A 21931-nucleotide genomic window follows, 5' to 3' on the forward strand; every position below is an offset into this window, starting at 1 on the left:
GCATATATGTTTCAATGTCGTTTTATCCAGTTTTCAAAGAACAAGTGTTGAAAGAATCACAAAAAGGCGTTGCCGCCTGAAGGTGAACCTTCAAAACTGAACGCAAAACGTCAACCCCGGAAGCGCAATGCTCCGGTTCCGAATTAATCCTTAGAAAGGAGGTGATCCAGCCGCACCTTCCGATACGGCTACCTTGTTACGACTTCACCCCAATCATCCGTCCCACCTTCGGCGGCTGGCTCCACAAGTGGTTACCTCACCGACTTCGGGTGTTACAAACTCTCGTGGTGTGACGGGCGGTGTGTACAAGGCCCGGGAACGTATTCACCGTGGCATGCTGATCCACGATTACTAGCGATTCCGGCTTCATGCAGGCGAGTTGCAGCCTGCAATCCGAACTGAGAACGGTTTTCTGGGATTGGCTCCCCCTCGCGGGTTGGCAGCCCTTTGTACCGTCCATTGTAGCACGTGTGTAGCCCAGGTCATAAGGGGCATGATGATTTGACGTCATCCCCACCTTCCTCCGGTTTGTCACCGGCAGTCACCTTAGAGTGCCCAACTGAATGCTGGCAACTAAGATCAAGGGTTGCGCTCGTTGCGGGACTTAACCCAACATCTCACGACACGAGCTGACGACAACCATGCACCACCTGTCACCGCTGTCCCCGAAGGGAAAGGCGTATCTCTACACCGGGCAGCGGGATGTCAAGACCTGGTAAGGTTCTTCGCGTTGCTTCGAATTAAACCACATGCTCCACCGCTTGTGCGGGCCCCCGTCAATTCCTTTGAGTTTCAGCCTTGCGGCCGTACTCCCCAGGCGGAGTGCTTAATGCGTTAGCTGCAGCACTAAGGGGCGGAAACCCCCTAACACTTAGCACTCATCGTTTACGGCGTGGACTACCAGGGTATCTAATCCTGTTTGCTCCCCACGCTTTCGCGCCTCAGCGTCAGTTACAGACCAGAAAGTCGCCTTCGCCACTGGTGTTCCTCCACATCTCTACGCATTTCACCGCTACACATGGAATTCCACTTTCCTCTTCTGCACTCAAGTCCTCCAGTTTCCAATGACCCTCCACGGTTGAGCCGTGGGCTTTCACATCAGACTTAAAGGACCGCCTGCGCGCGCTTTACGCCCAATAATTCCGGACAACGCTTGCCACCTACGTATTACCGCGGCTGCTGGCACGTAGTTAGCCGTGGCTTTCTGGTGAGGTACCGTCAAAATGCCAGTAGTTAGTTGGCACGTGTTCTTCCCTCACAACAGAGTTTTACGATCCGAAAACCTTCGTCACTCACGCGGCGTTGCTCCGTCAGACTTTCGTCCATTGCGGAAGATTCCCTACTGCTGCCTCCCGTAGGAGTCTGGGCCGTGTCTCAGTCCCAGTGTGGCCGATCACCCTCTCAGGTCGGCTACGCATCGTCGCCTTGGTGGGCCATTACCCCACCAACTAGCTAATGCGCCGCGGGCCCATCCTGCAGTGACAGCCGAAACCGTCTTTCCGTGCAGCCTCAGGAGAGGCCGCAAACTATTCGGTATTAGCACCGGTTTCCCGGAGTTATCCCGATCTGCAGGGCAGGTTGCCCACGTGTTACTCACCCGTCCGCCGCTGAACCAAATGGAGCAAGCTCCAATGGTTCCGCTCGACTTGCATGTATTAGGCACGCCGCCAGCGTTCGTCCTGAGCCAGGATCAAACTCTCCATTATAGAGAACATTTGACTGCTCTTTGACTTGCTGGCGTACCGTGGTCGTTAGACGCACGGTTCGCTTGTGATCTGCACGAATGCTGATCAGTAAGTTTTGCGCGGGCCGTTTTGCGCGGCCGTTGCTGTTTGTTGACGTTTTGCTGTTCAGTTTTCAAGGTTCAAAGTGTCGCGCTCATTGGCGACTTGATTAATATACCACGGTCATATTACAGAGTCAACACTTTATCGCAGATTCTTTCACAACTTTATTATAACAGAAAATTCTTAACAAAAAGATTACAAAAGCGTTACAGATTTGAAAGGGAATCCCCTCTTTACATTGAAGCTATCTCCTTATATATAAAGCTTTCCCACTACTGGTCAGCACTTGAATTTCTCTTGTAGAAAAGCCCTGGTAATATTCTCACAGCTGGATTTTATAAGCTGGTTTTTTTCTGCGCGCATCTTTATCCCGCCGGCATTTTTTAAGTTCCTTCTATATATACGACGCCTTTATTATTTCACCCAAAGAAAAAAAGCCTTCCAGGTTCTCTGGAAGGCTTTTGGATTCACGCTATGAAAACAAAATACAGAATGAAAATTACAAACAGCCCGTACATGATCGGATGAACCTGTTTGCCTTTGCCAGCTACTACCATCGTAATCGGATAAAAGATAAATCCAATCGCGATTCCCGTTGCAATACTGTAGCCAAGAGGCATAGCAATCATCGTCAGGAATGCTGGAACCGCAATTTCAAATTTCGTCCAATCGATTTTCCCAAGTGCTGAAACCATCAAGACACCGACGATAATCAAAGCCGGCGCTGTTACGGCACTGGTGATCACTTCAAGTAGAGGATAGAAGAAGATCGAAACCAGGAACAGCAGACCGGTGACGACGGCCGCAAATCCGGAACGTGCGCCAGCGGCAACGCCAGATGTGGATTCGATATACGAAGTCGTCGTCGACGTTCCGAAGATGGCTCCGCTGACTGTAGCGATTGAATCAGCCATCAGCGCTTTGCCTGCTCTCGGAAGTTTATTGTCTTTCATCAAACCTGCCTGATTTGCTACAGCAACCAAAGTTCCAGCTGTATCGAAGAAATCGACGAACAGGAATGTCAGCACAACTACAAGGAATTGGATATTCAGCAATGAACCGAAATCGTTGAAGATTGGTTCAAGCGCCACTCCAAAAGTCGGTGCCATACTCGGCACATTCAAATCGATAATGGCACTCGGCAAGTTGACTACTCCGAAAATCATACCGACAACTGCTGCAATCAAAATCCCGAAAAAGATTCCGCCTTGAATGCCGCGGACCATAAAAATGACGGTGACGAACAAGCCGAAGATTGCCAGCAGAGCTGAACCGCTTGTAAGATCGCCTAAGCCAACCAGAGTAGCCGGATTATCAACAATGATGCCTGCATTCTGAAATCCGATAAACGTAATGTAAAGGCCGATCCCCGCACCCACCGCATATTTCAATTCGGCAGGAATGGCATTGATGATCAATTCACGAAGACCAGTTAGTGTGATGAGAATAAATATAAGGCCGGAAAATAAAACACCTGTCAAAGCCGTTTGCCAAGGAATTCCGTATGTCAGAATAACGGTGTAAGCAAAGAATGCATTCAGACCCATACCTGGAGCAAGTGCTATTGGATACTTTGCCAGGATGCCCATGACGAGACAGCCGATCGCCGCAGCCAGAGCAGTAGCCATAAAGACAGCTCCGTAATCCATCCGCATTGCATCTGGAAGATCTGGAACTGATTCCAAGGTTAATGTCAGCGGGTTGACGACAAGGATATACGCCATCGCTAAAAATGTAGTTAGACCGCCAATAATTTCCCGGCGGTAATTCGTTCCCAGTTCTTCAAACTGAAAATACTTTTTCATTCTGATTCCTCCGAATGCCTGCGTATAATTTCTACAAAAGAAAAACACATACAGCAGATTGCCGTATGTGTTCGATTTATCCTTTCACTAAAAAAAGAAAGGCATCCTACTCTTCACCTGAGCGGATTAAAATCGTAGTCGAGTTATTTACGGTAACTCGGTAGAAACTTTCGGGCCATATCCCCGACATTATACGACAAGCTTATTTAATTTCATTCGTAATATATCATGTCTAAAATGAATAAACAAGACTAAACACGAACATTTATATAGAATAAGCAAAAAAAGTTCGTGAAACGGACAAAAAAAGGTGCCAGCTTTGTTAGCTGGCACCTCTAGGATTATTCCCACTCAATTGTTGCTGGTGGCTTGCTCGTAATGTCATACAGTACGCGGTTGATGTGGTCGACTTCATTGACTAACCGGACACTGATTTTCTCCAGCACTTCCCAAGGGATGCGTGCCCAATCAGAGGTCATGCCATCAATTGAAGTGACTGCACGGATGCCGATTGCATAATCGTAGGTACGGGCATCGCCCATAACACCGACGCTGCGAAGATCTGGCAGCACGGTGAAGTATTGCCAAATGTCACGGTCAAGGCCGGCTTTGCTGATTTCATCGCGCAAAATCCAATCAGATTCGCGGACGATTTCCAGTTTTTCTTCGGTGACTGCTCCCATGATACGAATACCAAGGCCAGGACCTGGGAATGGCTGGCGCCAAACGATTTCATCCGGCATGCCAAGCTCTGTTCCAAGCACACGAACTTCATCTTTGAATAATGTATTTAATGGTTCGATCAATTTAAACTGCATGTCGTCCGGCAAACCGCCTACATTGTGGTGGGATTTGATGGTTTGTGCAGTGGTTGTGCCACTTTCGATGATGTCGGTATAAAGAGTTCCCTGTGCAAGGAAGTCCATGCCTTCCAATTTTGAAGCCTCATCATCAAATACGTAGATAAATTCATTGCCGATGATTTTTCGTTTTTTCTCGGGATCAGTAACGCCTTCAAGCTTGCTCATGAAACGGTCGCGTGCATCGATTTTGATGACATTCATGTTGAATCCGTCAGCAAAAGTCTTCATGACGCTTTCCGCTTCCCCTTTTCGAAGTAAACCATGATCCACGAACATGCACGTCAATTGGTCACCAATCGCTTTGTGGAGCAAAACCGCAACTACTGATGAATCCACTCCGCCGCTAAGCGCGCAAAGCACTTTTTTGTCGCCGACTTCTTCACGGATTTTTTCGATTTCCAATTCGATGTAATTTTCCATCGACCAGTCATCTTTCATGCCGCAAACGTCATAGACGAACTTGCGCAGAAGATCGTTGCCGTAAATCGAGTGGCGTACTTCCGGGTGGAATTGAACGCCGTAAAATCCGCGGCTTTCGTCAGCCATTGATGCGATCGGACAGCCTGCGCTGGTTCCGATGACGTCAAATCCTGGAGGCACTGCAGTAACCAAGTCTCCGTGGCTCATCCAAACAATCTGTTCTTCAGGAAGGTCTTTGAATATCTTGCTTTCTTTCGTCAGCTTCAGCTCTGCTTTGCCATACTCGCGGTTTTGGGATTTCTCCACATTTCCTTTCAAGTGCAAAGCCATCAGCTGCATGCCGTAGCAGATGCCTAAAATCGGCAAGCCCATTTCAAAAATCGCTTCATCGATGGAAAAAGCATTTTTATCGTAAACAGAATTTGGGCCACCTGAGAAAATGATTCCCGTAGCATTCATGTCTTTGATTTCTTCAGCAGTAACTGTATGTGGATGAAGCTCACTGTATACGCCGATTTCACGGATGCGGCGAGTGATCAACTGATTGTATTGACTTCCAAAATCCAAAACGACGATTTTTTTCTGTTCTTTCAACATTGGACTAACTGGCAAAACCTTCACCTCTTCTATTCAATTCAATTCAGGTCTCAAAATAGCAAAAGAACGCGAAAATTGGACCTCGCGTTCTTCTGCTCTACATCAAAAAGGCGAATGCACATGTCAAAAAGCATGCGTCATCCACCTTCATAGTCAAGTCATTTCCGGAGACTTGGTAGAGACATCCGATCCATATCACCGGACATATATGAGGGCACCTGTATTCTATAATTTTCTCAATTGTACAAGCTAAAGGTTGTAAAATCAACCGCTTGTGCGATTGATTAAATTTTCCCAACTTTCCCTCAACTCTTGCCAGTCAACAGATTCGGCATCCCCACCGTATACCGAGCGCTCATAGGCTTCCGTCAATTCCGACATTTCCTGAGTCCCGAAAAATGAATCGATATACGCTGCGTAAGATTTCAATGTCTGCCCTGGTTTTCTATGAATGCCATACAGATCCAATTGCTTCAACAACCTCAGGTAGGCTTTTTCAAAACGATCGGTACCGCCTCCGCGGCTTCGGTAATAGGAAACCAGCAACTTCGGCATCCATTTATGACGAATTTTAAAGAGGATGCCTGCCAGTAGAACGCTCCCCACAAAAGCCCAGATGAGTTTCCAGCGATTAGCTCCAATAAATTCAGTTAACCCATCCCAGAAAGATGGGCCTGAAGACACAGCCGCTTCCTCTTCTTCCAGCGTGTCAGGGTCTTCTGCAAGCGGAGTCTCCTGTTGGGCAGGCTGTTCCGGATCCGTCGCATCCAGCTCCAAATCGAAATCGATTGAAGAAGAACCGGTAAAGCCGATGGTCGGTTCGAACAGCATCCAACCGACACCCGGCATATAAGCCTCTACCCACGAGTGGGCATTATTATTTGTCACCTGAAAGATATCGGTGTCCCCTTCTGCATTGATCTGCTCGCCTTCATTAAATCCCTTGACCCAACGGGCTGGAATATCAAGAGAGCGCAGCATCACCACCATCGAGGTTGAGAAATTATCGCAATAGCCTCTTTGAGTTTCAAATAAGAACTGATCCACATAATCCTGATCAGCTTCAGGCACCGGGATATCGGATTGGCTGTATACAAATCCGGAAGTACTGAAATACCGCTCTATTGCCCGCGTCTTATCATAGACAGTATCGCTGCTTTCGGTGATTTCAGCAGCCAAATCCCCGACACGCGCAGGCAACTCATCCGGCAATTGCAGGAAACGATCAAACTCTGACGGCAGCTCCGCCAAATCCTCCTGCTCTGTTTCCCGTAAAGCGGTGAGGCTGTAGCTGGGTTCATTGAAAGTGATTTCAACGGTTTCAGGCTCGAACTCTTCTCCGTTCTGATAGGTTTCAAATCGCTGGTCTGCTGTACTGTACTGATAGTCCAGCGGTTCTTCCATTGAAAAGGATTGGGTTCCGTAAGGATAAAGGACAAATGGAAACTCCTGTTCCATCGACAACAGAGCCGTTTCGAGCTCTTCTTCATCCGGGACAAAATCAGTTTCAACCGTTTCGTTGTTTTCATAGACGAATGATTGGCCTATATTTTCCGTAAGTTCCCAGCCTTTCGTTGTATAGAAATCTTTGGACTCTACTTTCCAATACTGGCCTTCCGACACCTCCGCGCGGAATACAGGGGTATCATCTCCGATAAAGGAACCGCCAAGCCGTGAATCATCGACTCCGTAACCGATCCGGCCGACATTTCCTCCGCTTCCGACACCCCCCTGTCCTGAGAAAGATGTGATAAACGGAACCGGATCTGGCCAGATCGGCCCTGCTTTCGGCAGATATAATGCAAGCGCAGTCGAAGCCGCCACCACCAAAACAAGCGGCACCGCAAACAAAGCCATTTTATCTGTACGCTCCAATATCCGGTGCCCTTCCATCCAACGCGCCAAATACAATAGACCGGCAAGAAGCAAGCCGATGACCATAATCCTGATAATGGCTGTATCTCCTGAATAGGGACTGAACGTGTCCAGCACCGCTATGAAAATGACGGTCAATAAATAAAACAGGAAAATACTTAATCTGAAACTCACCCAGTAATGGATCAAATAAATGGCCATCCAGAGCAAAACAAAAAATAATACGGTCCGAAAAACATCTGTCGTCTGCGCCCAGTTCTGGGTTGTTAAGGCTGAAAAATTCAGACCGAAATCGTTTCGGAGAAAAGCAAGCGCTTCGCCGTTAAAAAACAGATTGCCGGTATAGGCATAGACAATGAACCATAAAATGTACAAAATTTTTATCGGTCCTGAAAACCACCATGGAACCCTTAAAAAAGCCATCAACAAACCAACGGCGATAAAAATCAGGAAAAGCGCTTTATGTCCTGTTTCGGTCAACACAATGACCGGTGTCAGCCACTCAGCCAGCATAAAGAAAACCAGCACATATAAAACAGCCATAAATAGTTTGTTTTTTCTTATGGAAGTCATTGCCGGCTCACCTCCGTAAACACTGTTGCAAAATTCTCCGGACTCACACGCCTGACGACAAAGCCTTTCGAGCGGGCAAACTGATGCACTTCCTCATCTTCTTTAAGCAAGGTTTCGCCTTTATTGACAACAACCAAACACATACAGTTGGTCAGGCTTTTAGCATTTCGCTGAATGGACTGAACCATGTCCATCGACAACTGGCTGGTCACATACAGCAGACTCGAAGTATTCATCTGCTGGAGCTCACGGCCGATGGCTTGATCCACCGGCTTATCCAAATCACTTTGAACTTTCGCCAGATGATACATCACCCGCTGCAGATGCTCTTCGGTTTGGATCAACGGGAAATAATTGCGCTTTCGGCCCACTGACAGATAAGCCACGCTTGAGTTTGCGCGCACGATGGACTTCAAAATAGACGCCACCAACTCTATCTGCAACTCAAATTTCTCTGATTTTTTTCTGTCATCCAATAAAAAAAGCTCCTGCGATTGGCGATCTTCAAATTCCTTCGTGCGCAATGTCTGTGTGCGTGCATAAGATTTCCAATGAATCCAAGAGACCCGGTCTCCCGGCTGATAATCGCGGATTCCACTCGCCATGGTCGTGTCCTTCACCAAGGTAAAAGGAGCCGCCATGGATCCTTGATCATAGCGTGATTCCATCGGTCGATAGGCGATCTCCACAGTGTTCGGATAAACCAGGACAGTCTGTTGAACAGGCAACAAGCAACTTTTTTTCACCCAGCCGAAAAAATCAGCGATTTCCACGCGAATCCCTTCCAACACATGTTCTCCCCTCGGCATCTGGTCAATAGCATAAGTCCAGGAAATCGTTTTTTGGAATCCCGGAACGACCATTTTCTGTTGTTGCCCCCCCATTCTTTTATTTAGAGAAGGAGAATTGGTTTGTTCACTCAACACCGTGTAAAGCAGCGGAAAGGGAATTTTCCTGTTAATCGTAGCGGTGGCTGATAAACTTCCACCTTTCCTGACTTGGGCTGTATGGATATCCCGAGTGGCTTCGACATCCTGCAAAGGATAGAAAGTCAGCAGCACGGAATAAAGGATAAATGGCAGAACCATGTAAAAAATAAACCAGCTGACAAACCCGCCCTGAAACATAGCAAAGGAAAAGGTCAGAAAAAGGATGAATAAAACGAGGATTAAGCGCCCCCATAAACCTGTAATTTTTTTCAGTCGGTTCATTGGCCCACAAGCCTTTGAACAGGCACACGGGTTTTCGCTAATATTCGTTCTGTAATTTCTTCTGCGGTGATCCCATCGTAACGGGCCTCTGAACGCAGCATGATGCGATGGCCGAAAACGAATTTCGCCAAATACTGGACATCATCGGGTGTCACAAAATCCCGCCCCTTCAATAAAGCATAGGCTTGAGATGCTTTCATCAAAGCGATAGAGCCACGCGGACTGACTCCGAGATAGACATAGGAATCCTGCCGGGTCTGCCTGGACAAATCGACGATATAGCTGCGGATGGTTTCATCCACTTTAATGGTTTTCACCTGTTCCTGCAGTTCAAGCAGTTCATTGAGGGAAATCACCGAAGTCAATTCTTCGATTGGCGCTGCAGACTGTGCGCGGTTCAGCACTTCCATTTCTTCTTTAGGCGTCGGGTAACCCATTTTTATTTTCAATAAAAAACGGTCGAGCTGTGCTTCAGGAAGAGGATATGTCCCTTCATACTCGATTGGATTTTGCGTTGCCATCACAAAGAACGGTTTGGGAATCTGCATCGTTACTCCATCGATCGTGACAGAGGCTTCTTCCATGGCTTCCAAGAGAGAAGATTGGGTCTTAGGGGAAGTTCGGTTGATTTCATCAGCTAAAATGATATTGCCCATAATCGGGCCCGGCCGAAAATGGAATTCCATGTCTTTCGGGTTATAGATCGACACACCGATGACATCCGACGGCAGCAGATCGGGCGTAAATTGAATGCGCTTGAAATCGGCTCCCACTGATTTCGCCAAAGCACGGACCAGCATGGTTTTTCCGACCCCCGGAACATCCTCAAGCAGGACATGGCCGTGAGACAACATGGCAACAATGCTCAACTCCGCAATATTGCGCTTGCCGATGATGACTTTCTCTATATTATCAATGACTTGTTCCAACCGTTCTTTTGCATTCATCTATAGTTCCTCCAATACGAATCGAAAAATGTTTTGAATTATCACAATCTTACCGTAATCATAACGAAAATCAGGTAATAACTCAACTGCACGGCTTCTTCCCCTGACCTTTATCCTAAAATGAAAAAAGCAGGACACCCCGAAGGATCCCTGCTTTTTTCGTTTGTCATTTCCAAAAATCATCAAAAATCGTAATCGGCAAATGGCGCTTATGCTGTGTCTTCAAATAATGGCCTTCCAGCGTTTCCTGAGCGTCCGCCGGAATTTTCTTGCCTTCCAAATAATCATCGATCATTTCATAAGTGACTCCGAGAGCCACTTCATCGGGAATTGCCGGTTTGTCATCTTCTAAATCTGCCGTTGGAATTTTCATGTACAGATGTTCCGGAGAATCGAGTTCCTTTAACATGGCCCGTCCCTGCCGCTTGTTCAAACGGAATAACGGCATCAAATCGGCTGCTCCATCACCGAACTTCGTATAGAACCCCGTTATGGCTTCTGCTGCATGATCTGTTCCCAACACTACGGCACCATGCATCGCTGCAACCGCGTATTGGACTTTCATCCGTTCACGAGCCTTTTTGTTGCCTTTTTCAAAATCGGATAACTGGATGCCCGCTTTTTCCAGCGTCCGATCACTGGCATCGACAGCTTCTTTGATATTAATGGTGTAAAGCCCAGTCGGCTGAATAAAATCCAACGCGTCCTTGGCATCATGTTCATCCAACTGTACGCCATAAGGCAGACGCAGGGCATAGAATCCATATTCGGTGCCACCAGATTCTTCATTCAATTCATCAATTGCCATCTGGGCCATTTTGCCAAGCAATGTAGAATCCTGACCGCCTGAAATGCCCAGTACAAACCCTTTTAAAAAAGAGTGGTGCTTCAAGTATTCCTTCAAAAATGAAACCGTGCGTTCAATCTCTTCTTTTGGTTGAATGGAAGGCTGAACTTTCAGCTCTTCGATGATTTGCTGCTGTAAAGTAGACATATGGCTCCTCCTCAGTCTCCGATATAATCATGAACCGCTTGCCGCACCTCTTGAATATTCTTCATTTTGTTGTCCCAACATTTTTGGCTGAGATCCACCGGATATTCTTCAGGATTTAGTGAACGTTTGTATTCATCCCATAACAAATCCATATTTTGGATTGCATAGGCCTGCATTTCCTGCAAGCTTGGATTCTTGTAAATGACCTGGCCGTTTTCAATAACTTTTTGATGAATATTGATGGCATCGAAATTTGTGACAAACTTCGAGACAAACGTATGGATCGGATGAAACATTTTTAAACGCTCCTGCGAAGCAGGGTCTTCATCATGCATCGCGATATAATCGCCTTCTGATTTTCCATTTTCCCTATCTATGATCCGGTAAACGTTTTTCAGCCCCGGAGTGGTAACTTTTTCTGCAGTTCCGGAAATTTTAATGGTATCTTCCATTTCGCCGTTTTCGTTTTCAATCGCAACCAATTTATACACTGCACCTAACGCCGGCTGGTCGTAGGCAGTGATCAGCTTCGTGCCGATGCCCCAGGAATCTACCCGGGCACCTTGGGCTTTCAAGTTCAGAATCGTGTATTCATCCAAGTCATTGGAGACCACCACTTCCGCTTCCGGGAAACCTGCAGCATCCAGCATTTTCCGCGCTTCTTTCGAAAGGAAGGCAATGTCCCCACTATCCAGCCGAATTCCCATGAAGTTGATTTGGTCGCCTAATTCCTGTGCCACTTTTATCGCGATAGGCAACCCGGATTTTAAAGTATCATATGTATCCACTAAAAAGACACAGTCTTTATGGCGTTTGGCATAAGCATGAAATGCCTCATATTCGTCTTTATAGGCCTGCACCATTGAATGGGCATGCGTCCCTGCTACCGGAATACCGAATTTCTTGCCTGCCCGTGCATTGCTGGTCGCTTCAAGTCCGCCGATATAGGCCGCTCGCGTCCCCCAGATTGCGGCGTCCATTTCCTGTGCGCGCCTCGTTCCGAATTCCATTACCCGCTCTTTTTTCACAATTTGTTTGATGCGGCTGGCTTTCGTCGCGATCAAAGTCTGGTAGTTGACAATATTCAATAGAGCAGTTTCGATTAATTGTGCTTCTACGAGCGGCGCTTCCACACGAATCAACGCCTCATTCTGGAAAACCAATTCACCTTCAACCACCGAGTAGACATCCCCCGTAAACCGGACTGTCCGTAAATATTCAATAAAGTCATCTTTGTAGCCAAGTTGTTCTTGAAGATATGCCAAATCACTTTCCGTAAATTTGAAGTTTTTCAAGTAATCCAAAACCCGTTCCAATCCAGCAAAAAGGGCATAGCCATTGCCAAATGGCAATTTACGGAAAAACAATTCGAACACTGCTTTCCGTTCATGCATGCCATCTGCCCAATAAGCCTCTGACATATTGATTTGATATAAATCTGTGTGTAACGCCAAACTGTCATCCGCATAATGCTTATCCATAAGAGTCTCCTTCTTCCACCATCAGTAATGCCACAATTATACACCAATACAGGTGGGACTATAAATAAAAGCTATCTGAGCTGGATTTAAATTGCTGAATAATGAATACACGAGAAACCTTCAGCTGTGGCCCTGCCTCAAAACCAGCAGATGAAGCAAGAAAATGAATGCCTTGACATTTAGAAAGAAACATGAGATAGTAGACTAGTTAACATAAAGGTAACTGGTAAATTTTGATAATCTGGCACTCTACAATAATGTTTTTGAAGATACTTATTCACACTGGCGCGATTTAAGGATCGCAAGGACGTAAAAGAAGGTAGGGTTTACGTTGCTTAAGTTTAGAAGACACCCAGTGGAACAATGACCGCGGCACTGAAAGTAACACTTTCAATGGAAATGATTCCCCCTTTATAAGGGTTGAAAAATTGATTCAAAATAAATTATAGTTACCTTAAACAAACAAAGGGATGTCCTCCAATCGAGGGCATCCCTTTTCCAATTCTTTAACTTTTAATACTTTAGCGCAACATTCTTCAAAATCGTGTAATTGCGCAAAGCTTCAAGCCCTTTTTCCCGCCCAAATCCACTCTTCTTATATCCTCCAAATGGCATCTGCACCCCGCCGCCTGCACCGTAATTATTAATGAAAACTTGGCCCGCCCTGATTTTGCTGGCCACTCGGTGTGCCCGGGCACCATCTTTTGTCCAAACGCCGGTCACCAGTCCATATTCTGTACCGTTGGCCAACTCAATTGCCTCTTGCTCTGTTTCGAACGAAAATGCAGCAACGACCGGTGCAAAAATCTCTTCTTGGGCCACATAGCTTTTCGGCGCCAATCCATCGATGACAGTCGGCTGGAAAAAGTAGCCGTTTTCAAGTCCAGCTGTTTCCTGGCGTTTACCGCCCGTTAAGAACTGGGCTCCTTCTTTATTCGCGACATCCATAAATTCCAGGATGCGGGTAAACTGTTTTTCATTTAAGATCGGGCCCAGATCGAGATCATCTATTCCTTTGCCGATTTGAATTGATTCCATTTTAGCCACAACTTTTTTGAGAAACTCGTCTTTGATCGTTTGCTGCACCAACAGACGGGAACCCGCCGAACAGGTCTGCCCGGCATTTTGGATAATGGACCGCACCACCCAATCCACTGCTTCTTCCTGATCGCAATCATCAAACACAATGTTCGGCGATTTCCCGCCAAGTTCCAAGGTGACGGGCTTGACGTTTTTGGCAGCACCCATCATAACTGCAGAGCCTGTCTGGACAGAGCCTGTAAAGGTAATATGGTCCACATCCGGATGCTCGGAAATCGCTGCACCCGCTTCATAGCCATAGCCGGTCACCATATTGAAAACGCCTTTAGGCAAGGAGGTTTGATCAAAGATTTCAGCTAACTTAATGGCAGTCAATGGTGTATCTTCCGCCGGCTTCGCTACAACTGTATTGCCTGTTGCGATTGCCGCGGCGGTCGAGCGTGAAATGATCTGCAACGGGTAGTTCCACGGAACAATGTGAGCAGTTACGCCAATCGGCTCCCGCAAGGTATAATCCAGAATCCCCGGCTGGACCGGTATGGTTTCCCCGAAAATCTTATCGGCCATTCCCGCATAGTATTCAAAATACAATGCGGATGCCTCGACATCTTTACGCGCCTGTGTCAACGGCTTGCCCGTATCCAGTGTTTCCAGCAAAGCGATCTCTTCTGCGTCTGCCCGCAATGCATCCGCTACTTTATGTAAGATCCGCCCTCTTTCAATCGGAGGAAAAGATTGCCATTCTTCCGATTCGAATGTTGTGCGGGCCGCTCTGACTGCCGCATCCACATCTTCTTTTTTCCCTCTTGGAATTTCTGCCAGAACTTCTCCAGTAGCCGGATTTTTTGTTTCAAACCATTCTTGCCCGATGCTGTCTATCCATTTTCCATTTACGTACATTTGCTGTTTTTTCACTTTTCTGCACCTCTTTCCGATTAGATTCCGCGGCCTCCGTCAACATTCACTATGCTGCCAGTCATCATTTTCGCTAAATCGGAGCTGAGGTATAAGACACAATTAGCGATTGCTTCCGGTGTGATCAATTCGCCCAGTGGCACGCTTTTCCGGAATGTATTTTCTTTCGTTTCACCGGCATCACTGCCGGCTGCCGTGAACTCACCCAGCATTTTCGTATCGGCTGGACCCCGGTTGATTGCATTGACACGGATGTTATAAGGCGCCAATTCAATGGCCAGCGCTTTGGTCAAGGAAATCGTCGCTCCTTTAGAAGCGACATAGGCATTCAAGCCCGGACGCGGACGATCTACGGAAACGGAAGCAATATTGATGATTGAACCGCTGTTTTGTTTTTTCATATAGGGCACCACGGCACGTGAAGTCAAAAAGACGGCAGTGGAATTGATTGCCATGATCCGTTCCCAATCCTTCAGCGAAACTTTTTCAATGTCTGTTGCCGCTTGTGCAATGCCTGCGACATTTGCCAATACATCGACCTGCCCGAACCTATCAGCCGTTTTTTTCACAGCAGCTTCGACACTCTTTTCGTCAGTTAAATTGCCTTGAATAACCAGCAAATGTTCCGGATATTTAGCTGCCAGTTCAGCAAGGCCATCTACTTGAACATCTATGCCCGCCACTTTTGCACCTTGTTCAAGAAATTGCTCAACTACCACTTTTCCCATCCCGCCACCTGCACCGGTGACAATTGCCACTTTATGGTCTATTTTCATATGACATTCCTCCTAATTGCTTACCAGCTGTTTAAGCTTTTCTGAAATTGCCGAACCGACTTCCTGAGTTGTGGCAGTGCCCCCCAAGTCAGGTGTCAGCACTTTGCCTTCTTGAAGCACCTGTTCAATGGCATCTACAATGGCTGTCGACAGATCTGTCCGCCCTAAGTGATCCAGCATCAAGGCAGCTGACCAGATCTGTGCGATCGGATTGGCAATTCCTTTGCCTGCAATGTCCGGTGCCGAACCGTGGATAGCTTCAAACATAGACGGGAAATTCCGTTCAGGGTTGATATTGCCGGATGGCGATACCCCAAGCCCGCCAACCAGAGCTGCTCCAAGATCCGTCAAGATATCCCCAAACAGATTGGAAGCAATGACCACTTCAAATGATTCCGGGCGCATGACAAAGTAAGCGGCCAACGCATCAATAAAATTGCTTTCAAGTTCAATATCGCCATAGTCTTTGGCAACGTTCTCGACCACCTCGTCCCAAAGCTTCATCGAATGGATGATGGCGTTGGATTTCGTGGCACTGGTCACTTTGGATTTGTTATTTTTTCTGGCGTATTCAAACGCATATTTTGCAATTCGCTCGACGCCTTGCTTGGTGATGACGGTATTTTGAATCGCCATTTCCTGCGGCTGCTGCTGGTACAGGCGACCGCCGATATTTGAATATTCCCCTTCCGCATTTTCGCGGAACACCATGAAATCGATCGGCTGCTCATTTTTCAAAGGAGATTCGATACCCGCCAAGCGTCTGATCGGTCGCATATTAACATATTGCTGGAAACTTTTACGGATGGGCATGATCAATTCCCAAATGGTGATTTCATCCGGCACGCGTTTGTCTCCCACCGCCCCGAACAAAATCGCATCAAAATGCTTCAGCTGCTCCAATCCATCTTCCGGCATAATATGGCCATGCGCCAAATAATATTCACTGCCCCATTCGAATTGCTGAAAATCGATTTCAAATGTGGAGTCCGCCTGTTTTAAGGCTTCCAGTACTTTTATCGCTTCTTTGGTGACGTCCGGTCCAATCCCGTCGCCGGGAAGAACCGCTATTTTATAAGCTGCCATAAACTCTCCTCCAATTACTTACTCTCCAAGAAAGAATAAACTCATTCCTGGAATAAATGAAATAATGAGTACATCAACAATCATAATCAGAACAAATGGAACAATTGCTTTCACCAGGCTTTCAAATTTCGTTCCTGCTATGTTCGCAGCCACAAATAGATTGACGCCTACCGGTGGGGTGATAAATCCAATCCCGAGATTGACGATCATAATGATCCCGAAATGCACCAGATCGATTCCAAGAGCACTGGCGATCGGCACAAGAATCGGCGTTAAAATAATGACTGCTGCTGAAGTTTCCAGGAATACCCCACAGATCAACAACAGCAGATTGATGATCAGCAAAGCAATAATCCAATTATCTGTGACACTGAGCATCAACTCAGTCAGTTCAGCTGGAATTCGCTGCCGCGTCAAATAGTAGCCGAATACAGACGCCCCTGCAATGATGAACATGATGACTGCAGTGACGACAACGGAAGAAGAGAAAATTTTTGAAAGGTCCTTCAATTTGATTTCACGGTAAATGAATACGCCTACAATCAAACCATAGACAACCGCCACAACTGCAGCTTCCGTCGGGGTGAAAATCCCTCCATAAATACCGCCCAGTATAATTACTGGCATCATCAAAGCCAAAAATGCATCGAAAAATGCCTTAATGAAATCTTTGAATCCGAACTTCTCGCCTCCACCATATCCCTCTTTCAAGGAAATCAGGTAGACCAGCAAAATCAACGAGACCATAACGAACAAACCGGGAACAATTCCAGCAATAAACAATTCACTGACAGAAACCCCAGCTGCCACGCCGTAAAGTACCAGCGGAACACTTGGTGGAATCATGATGCCGATGGTTCCGCCGGCAGCCTGGATTGCGGTCGCAAAACTCTTGTCATAGCCTTTATTGATCATTGCCGGAATCATTAAAGCTCCTACCGCTGCTGTTGTTGCAGCGGCAGAACCCGAAATGGCTGCAAAAAATGCACAGGCAACAATCGACACAATGCCGAGGCCGCCTTTGACACGTCCGAAAATGACGTTGGCCAGATGGATCAGCCGCCGGGAAATCCCCCCGCTTTCCATCAATTTACCTGCCAGAATAAAAAAGGGAATCGCCATTAGCGGGAACGAATCGACAGAATTGAACATCCGTTGAATAATGACGATCAACGAAACATTGCCATCGAGAAAGAATACAAGAGTGGAAGCCAGCCCAAGCGCCACGGCGATCGGAACATTAATTAAAAATAAAACCATCAATAAGATAAACAGCACCAATGCCATCTTCAGACACCCCCGCTTTTAAAGTCTTTTGAAAACTGCGAGGCCATATTGATGATCAAAATTGCACCACTGACTGGAATGATCATATAAATCACGCCCATTGGAATCCGCAAAACCGGCGACAATTGTGACATCCCTTGCATGGCTAAGTCATAGCCTTCGATCACCATCAACAGGAAAAAAAGCAAACTCGCAAATGTAGCTACTATATAAAGCATCTTTCGGATGGGGACACCAAATAAATTAACAAAAAACTCCATACCGATATGCGCTTTTGAAGACATTGCATAGGCTGCGCCTAAAAATGTCAGCCAGATTAAGCTGTAACGAGCAAGTTCCTCGGTCCAAGCAAGTGGTGAGTTCAGGATGAACCGAAAAATCACTTGGAGAAAAACGGTTGTGACCAGCAAGGCCATAATAAGATTCAATATATGTTTGATGCCGAAATTCATATAGCCGACTAATTTACTCATCGTCTTGCCTCCGATATAAAAAAGAGAGAAAGGATTCTCTCTTTTTCGAATAGACTTATTGTCCTTTTACTGGGCGTCCAGAATCTCATTCAATAGATCCTGATGTTCAATTGTTTCATAGACAGGCTGTACTGCTTCCTGGAAAGGCGCAGTATCGATGTCTTCGATGATTTCCACACCGTTATCCTTCAAGGTCTGAATCGATTCCTTCTCCATTTCAACGATCAGGTCCCGCTCTCTCGCTCCAGCTTTTTGCCCCTCTTCGACAACGATATCACGCAATTCTTCCGGCAATTCATCGTAAGTCTGCTGGCTCATCATGTAGATGGCTACAGAATAAACGTGTCCAGTTAAACTCATGTATTTCTGGTTCGCATCATAAAGGCTAAACTGATCTGCAACGATGGCTGGATTTTCCTGTGCATCTACGACTCCCTGCTGCAACGCAGTGATCGCTTCAGTCCAGGCCATTGGCGTCGGCTGTGCACCCAATGCTTCAAAAGCGGCTAAATGAATTTCATTTTCCTGCGTTCTGATTTTCAAGCCTTCCAAGTCTTCTGGCGTTTCAATAGGGCGCACGGCATTCGTGATGTGGCGATAGCCATTTTCTCCCCACGACAAACCGATGATCCCATTTTCCTCCATTTTAGCGAATAACTCATCTCCGATATCGCCTTCCAGAATTTCTACTGCCGATTCACGGTCCTGAAATAGGAAGGGTACGTCCAAGACGCCTAGTTCCGGAACAAAGTTGGTGACGGGTGCTGTTGAAGAAACGACCAAATCGACTGTTCCAAGCCCCATGCCTTCCGTCAATTCCCGTTCTGCCCCAATTTCACTGTTCGCAAAAACTTCAATTGTTACTTGGCCATCTGTCCGTTCTTCCACAGCTTCTGCCATTTCCAGAAATCCAAGGTGGTAAGGATGGTCATCCGGCAATGAATGCCCTGCCTGCAGGACATAGGTTTCTTCCGAACCTTCTTCTCCTGTTGATGAATCGCTGTCAGTTCCTCCACACGCCGTTAAGGCCAAAACACTTGCCAACATAACTGACACAAATCCGAACTTCTTTTTTGCCATCTTCATTTCCCCCTTTTTTTGTATGTGTAATATTCAACATCATTCAAGCGGAACGACTCAGCAGGAATGAAACATTCCCACCGAGTACTGTTTCCAGTTTTATTCAATTAATTGCTTGAATGAACATTACAAACTTTTTTGCACTCACATAATGAGTCCGATTCAGAAAATCAGCATCTTAACTATTCCCATGCATTTATCGATTCAAGTAATCGGTAACTGCACCTTTTGAAGAACAGGAAACATTATGTGCATACTTGCCGAGTACGCCTTTTCTGTGAAGCGGTGGCGCTACCCATTGCTTGCGGCGTTCTTCCAAGTCTGTTTCGGAAACATCCATGGAAATTTCCTGAAGCTCTGAATCGATAGTTACCATGTCGCCTTCCTGTAAAAAGGCAATCGGTCCGCCAACCTGTGCTTCCGGGGCAATATGTCCGACCACCAGGCCATGTGTACCGCCTGAAAAACGGCCGTCTGTCAATAGCGCAACGGATGCGCCCATGCCTTTGCCGACAAGAATTGCAGATACCGACAGCATTTCCGGCATTCCTGGACCGCCTTTCGGCCCCACATAACGGATGACCAGTACATCGCCATCATTGATTTCATTGGCCATTACAGCTGCTGTCGCTTCTTTTTCATTGTTATAGACACGAGCCGGCCCTGTATGGCGTTTTACTTTCACACCGGATACTTTTGCTACTGCACCGCTCGGTGAAAGATTTCCTTTCAGGACAATCAGTGGACCATCCTGGCGTTTCGGATTATCGAAAGGCATGATGACTTCTTGCCCTTCCTTCAATCCAGGCGACTCCTGAAGATTTTCTGCCACTGTTTTGCCAGTGACTGTCATGCAATCTCCATGCAGATAGCCTCCTTCAAGCAACATTTTCATAACTGCCTGAACACCGCCGACCTCGTGCAGATCCTGCATGACATATTTGCCGCTCGGCTTCAAATCGGCCAAATGCGGAACTGTTTTCTGCAGTCGGTTAAAGTCGTCGATCGTCAAATCCACTTCAGCGGCATGGGCAATCGCCAATAAATGCAAGATGGCGTTTGTCGATCCGCCAAGTGCCATAACGACAGTAATGGCGTTCTCGAACGCTTCTTTCGTCATGATGTCTTTCGGGTAGACGCCCAGTTCAAGAAGATTATGCACGGCTGCACCGGCCTTTTCGCAATCCGCTAATTTTTCGGAAGATACAGCTGGATTGGAAGAACTTCCTGGAAGACTCATCCCCATGGCTTCAGCTGCAGAAGCCATGGTGTTCGCTGTGTACATACCACCGCATGATCCAGCTCCCGGGCAGGCTCCACATTCAATCTTGCGAAGCGTATCATCGTTGATGTCTCCATTATTATGCTGGCCGACACCTTCAAAAACCGATACAATGTCAATGTCCTGGCCATTGTGGCGCCCTGGAGCAATCGTCCCGCCATAAACAAAAACAGCTGGAACTTCGGAATTTGCAATAGCGATCAAACAGCCTGGGATGTTCTTGTCACAACCGCCGATTGCCACTAAACCATCCAGGCTTTCAGCGCCTACCACCGTTTCAATCGAATCAGCAATGACATCACGGCTTGAAAGGGAATATTTCATGCCTTCTGTCCCCATGGAAATTCCGTCGGAAACGGTGATTGTATTAAAGATAAAAGGAACGCCTCCAGCTTCTCTGGCTCCTTTTTTTGCGCTGATCGCCAATTTATCAATATGTATATTACACGGCGTCACTTCACTCCACGTACTGGCGACACCAATCATCGGTTTCTTGAAATCTTCATCGGTAACTCCTACTGAGCGGAGCATGGCACGGTTCGGCGCTTTCATCGCCCCTTCGCTGAAAACTTTACTGTTGATGCGCAAATCTTTTTTCATAATTATCCTATCCTTTCTTTTCTATTTATTATAGAGCACATTTGTCAGAATTCAACGAATTAAAAAATAATATTTCATTATTTTTATAATCGTCAAATAATTTACATATGTATACGCTTTCATACGACTGCCACCTTTTTTCCTTCTTGATGTATGCAATATATTTTTATATAATTACCATGTCTACAATAACTTTCCCTATAGAAACTGGCTGATTTTTCTCTTAAGGCTCATGGTGAAATAATTATTCCTATTAAATAGTTCTACCGTTCATATTTTTTGGAGAGCTTTAAAAGGCGCCAAAAATTCCGAGTAAAGGGAGATGGTCTTTTGTTGATTCGTGAAGCCAAAAAAAATGAATTCTATTTACTGAAGCAGCAGCGTCTTTCTTCGTATAAACCTTATGAAGAAGAGCTCTCACCAAAGCACTGGGGAATGCTGAAAGCCAATGTCTCTTCAGACACTGACCAGCAACCGGATGCAGAAGTATTTATTGCAGAAATTAATGGGCAGATTGCCGGCAGTGTGGTGTTGTTCCCCGCAGGGTCCAATGCTTACGAATGGAATACGGAGACGCTTGACTATCCCGAAATCCGATTATTGGCGGTCAGTACAGATTTCCGTTCTCAGGGAGTCGGCAAAGCACTGGTCGAACATTGCATCGATATCTGTAAAATCCGTCAACAAAAAATGATCGGTTTGCATACTGGAAGCTTCATGAAACATGCCATTGACCTCTATGAGAAGATGGGCTTTGAGCGCGTTGCATCACTCGACGTTATTCCTTTGGATGATGGTATCGTGGTGAAGGCGTTTCGTTTAGATATCCAATCCTGAT

Annotated in this window: 15 protein-coding genes, 1 rRNA gene and 2 riboswitches; of the genes, 1 reads left to right on the forward strand and 15 read right to left on the reverse strand. The window is 46.4% G+C overall.

All coding sequences use genetic code 11. The features are described from left to right. Window positions 1-154: 154 nt before the first annotated feature. The 15 genes from AC1MEO_RS08180 to ilvD all read right to left on the reverse strand — a co-directional run bounded on the left by AC1MEO_RS08180 (window position 155) and on the right by ilvD (window position 21093). Window positions 155-1706, reverse strand: a 16S ribosomal RNA gene (locus AC1MEO_RS08180). Window positions 1707-2254: 548 nt separating this feature from the next. Further along, entirely contained in the window at window positions 2255-3592 is a 1338-nt protein-coding gene (locus AC1MEO_RS08185) for an NCS2 family permease (protein ID WP_480335503.1), read from the reverse strand. A gap of 115 nt (window positions 3593-3707) precedes the next feature. After that, window positions 3708-3809, reverse strand: a riboswitch (purine riboswitch). Window positions 3810-3933: 124 nt separating this feature from the next. Continuing rightward, window positions 3934-5472, reverse strand: coding sequence for a glutamine-hydrolyzing GMP synthase (gene guaA, locus AC1MEO_RS08190; protein ID WP_480336061.1), 1539 nt, complete (start codon window positions 5470-5472; stop codon window positions 3934-3936). 130 nt (window positions 5473-5602) lie between these two features. After that, a riboswitch (purine riboswitch) is annotated at window positions 5603-5704 on the reverse strand. A 32-nt stretch (window positions 5705-5736) separates the two neighbouring features. Next, complete coding sequence (locus tag AC1MEO_RS08195; protein WP_480335504.1) at window positions 5737-7920, reverse strand: DUF4129 domain-containing transglutaminase family protein; 2184 nt, start codon at window positions 7918-7920, stop codon at window positions 5737-5739. Next, window positions 7917-9131, reverse strand: a complete 1215-nt coding sequence (locus AC1MEO_RS08200) for a DUF58 domain-containing protein (RefSeq protein WP_480335505.1) — start codon at window positions 9129-9131, stop codon at window positions 7917-7919. Before AC1MEO_RS08200 ends, AC1MEO_RS08195 begins: the two co-directional genes overlap by 4 nt. Continuing rightward, window positions 9128-10078 (reverse strand): AAA family ATPase, encoded by a 951-nt coding sequence (locus AC1MEO_RS08205; RefSeq protein ID WP_480335506.1) that lies wholly within the window; start codon window positions 10076-10078, stop codon window positions 9128-9130. The genes AC1MEO_RS08200 and AC1MEO_RS08205 overlap by 4 nt, the downstream gene beginning before the upstream one ends. 166 nt (window positions 10079-10244) lie before the next feature. Next, window positions 10245-11072 (reverse strand): ammonia-dependent NAD(+) synthetase, encoded by an 828-nt coding sequence (gene nadE / locus AC1MEO_RS08210; RefSeq protein WP_480335507.1) that lies wholly within the window; start codon window positions 11070-11072, stop codon window positions 10245-10247. Between the two features lie 11 nt (window positions 11073-11083). Beyond that, window positions 11084-12553: a nicotinate phosphoribosyltransferase gene (locus AC1MEO_RS08215; protein ID WP_480335508.1), complete on the reverse strand. Its 1470-nt coding sequence runs from the start codon at window positions 12551-12553 to the stop codon at window positions 11084-11086. Between the two features lie 513 nt (window positions 12554-13066). Then, window positions 13067-14509, reverse strand: coding sequence for an aldehyde dehydrogenase family protein (locus tag AC1MEO_RS08220; RefSeq protein WP_480335509.1), 1443 nt, complete (start codon window positions 14507-14509; stop codon window positions 13067-13069). Window positions 14510-14529: 20 nt separating this feature from the next. Beyond that, window positions 14530-15285 carry an SDR family NAD(P)-dependent oxidoreductase gene (locus tag AC1MEO_RS08225; protein ID WP_480335511.1) on the reverse strand — a complete coding sequence of 252 codons (756 nt, stop codon included), beginning with the start codon at window positions 15283-15285 and terminating at the stop codon, window positions 14530-14532. 12 nt (window positions 15286-15297) lie between these two features. Continuing rightward, on the reverse strand, window positions 15298-16371 hold the full coding sequence (locus AC1MEO_RS08230; RefSeq protein ID WP_480335512.1) for a tartrate dehydrogenase: 1074 nt from the start codon (window positions 16369-16371) through the stop codon (window positions 15298-15300). 18 nt (window positions 16372-16389) lie between these two features. Then, window positions 16390-17658: a TRAP transporter large permease gene (locus AC1MEO_RS08235; protein ID WP_480335513.1), complete on the reverse strand. Its 1269-nt coding sequence runs from the start codon at window positions 17656-17658 to the stop codon at window positions 16390-16392. Between the two features lie 2 nt (window positions 17659-17660). After that, complete coding sequence (locus tag AC1MEO_RS08240; RefSeq protein WP_480335515.1) at window positions 17661-18131, reverse strand: TRAP transporter small permease; 471 nt, start codon at window positions 18129-18131, stop codon at window positions 17661-17663. 66 nt (window positions 18132-18197) lie between these two features. Beyond that, the gene (locus tag AC1MEO_RS08245) at window positions 18198-19211 is read right to left on the reverse strand and encodes a TRAP transporter substrate-binding protein (protein WP_480335516.1); all 1014 of its coding nucleotides are present in this window, start codon (window positions 19209-19211) and stop codon (window positions 18198-18200) included. A 196-nt stretch (window positions 19212-19407) separates the two neighbouring features. After that, complete coding sequence (gene ilvD, locus AC1MEO_RS08250) at window positions 19408-21093, reverse strand: dihydroxy-acid dehydratase (RefSeq protein WP_480335518.1); 1686 nt, start codon at window positions 21091-21093, stop codon at window positions 19408-19410. A 330-nt stretch (window positions 21094-21423) separates the two neighbouring features. Here ilvD and AC1MEO_RS08255 point away from each other — a divergent pair, with 330 nt between their 5' ends. Further along, window positions 21424-21930 carry a GNAT family N-acetyltransferase gene (locus tag AC1MEO_RS08255; protein ID WP_480335519.1) on the forward strand — a complete coding sequence of 169 codons (507 nt, stop codon included), beginning with the start codon at window positions 21424-21426 and terminating at the stop codon, window positions 21928-21930. The last annotated feature ends 1 nt before the right edge of the window (window position 21931 follow it).

The organism is Planococcus sp. BI3 (genome assembly GCF_056680115.1).

Coding starts and splice junctions, on each gene's coding strand:
- AC1MEO_RS08185 (WP_480335503.1), bottom strand. CDS start 3,592: ATGAAAAAGTATTTTCAGTTTGAAGAACTGGGAACGAATTACCGCCGG.
- guaA (WP_480336061.1), bottom strand. CDS start 5,472: ATGTTGAAAGAACAGAAAAAAATCGTCGTTTTGGATTTTGGAAGTCAA.
- AC1MEO_RS08195 (WP_480335504.1), bottom strand. CDS start 7,920: ATGACTTCCATAAGAAAAAACAAACTATTTATGGCTGTTTTATATGTG.
- AC1MEO_RS08200 (WP_480335505.1), bottom strand. CDS start 9,131: ATGAACCGACTGAAAAAAATTACAGGTTTATGGGGGCGCTTAATCCTC.
- AC1MEO_RS08205 (WP_480335506.1), bottom strand. CDS start 10,078: ATGAATGCAAAAGAACGGTTGGAACAAGTCATTGATAATATAGAGAAA.
- nadE (WP_480335507.1), bottom strand. CDS start 11,072: ATGTCTACTTTACAGCAGCAAATCATCGAAGAGCTGAAAGTTCAGCCT.
- AC1MEO_RS08215 (WP_480335508.1), bottom strand. CDS start 12,553: ATGGATAAGCATTATGCGGATGACAGTTTGGCGTTACACACAGATTTA.
- AC1MEO_RS08225 (WP_480335511.1), bottom strand. CDS start 15,285: ATGAAAATAGACCATAAAGTGGCAATTGTCACCGGTGCAGGTGGCGGG.
- AC1MEO_RS08230 (WP_480335512.1), bottom strand. CDS start 16,371: ATGGCAGCTTATAAAATAGCGGTTCTTCCCGGCGACGGGATTGGACCG.
- AC1MEO_RS08235 (WP_480335513.1), bottom strand. CDS start 17,658: ATGGCATTGGTGCTGTTTATCTTATTGATGGTTTTATTTTTAATTAAT.
- AC1MEO_RS08240 (WP_480335515.1), bottom strand. CDS start 18,131: ATGAGTAAATTAGTCGGCTATATGAATTTCGGCATCAAACATATATTG.
- AC1MEO_RS08245 (WP_480335516.1), bottom strand. CDS start 19,211: ATGGCAAAAAAGAAGTTCGGATTTGTGTCAGTTATGTTGGCAAGTGTT.
- ilvD (WP_480335518.1), bottom strand. CDS start 21,093: ATGAAAAAAGATTTGCGCATCAACAGTAAAGTTTTCAGCGAAGGGGCG.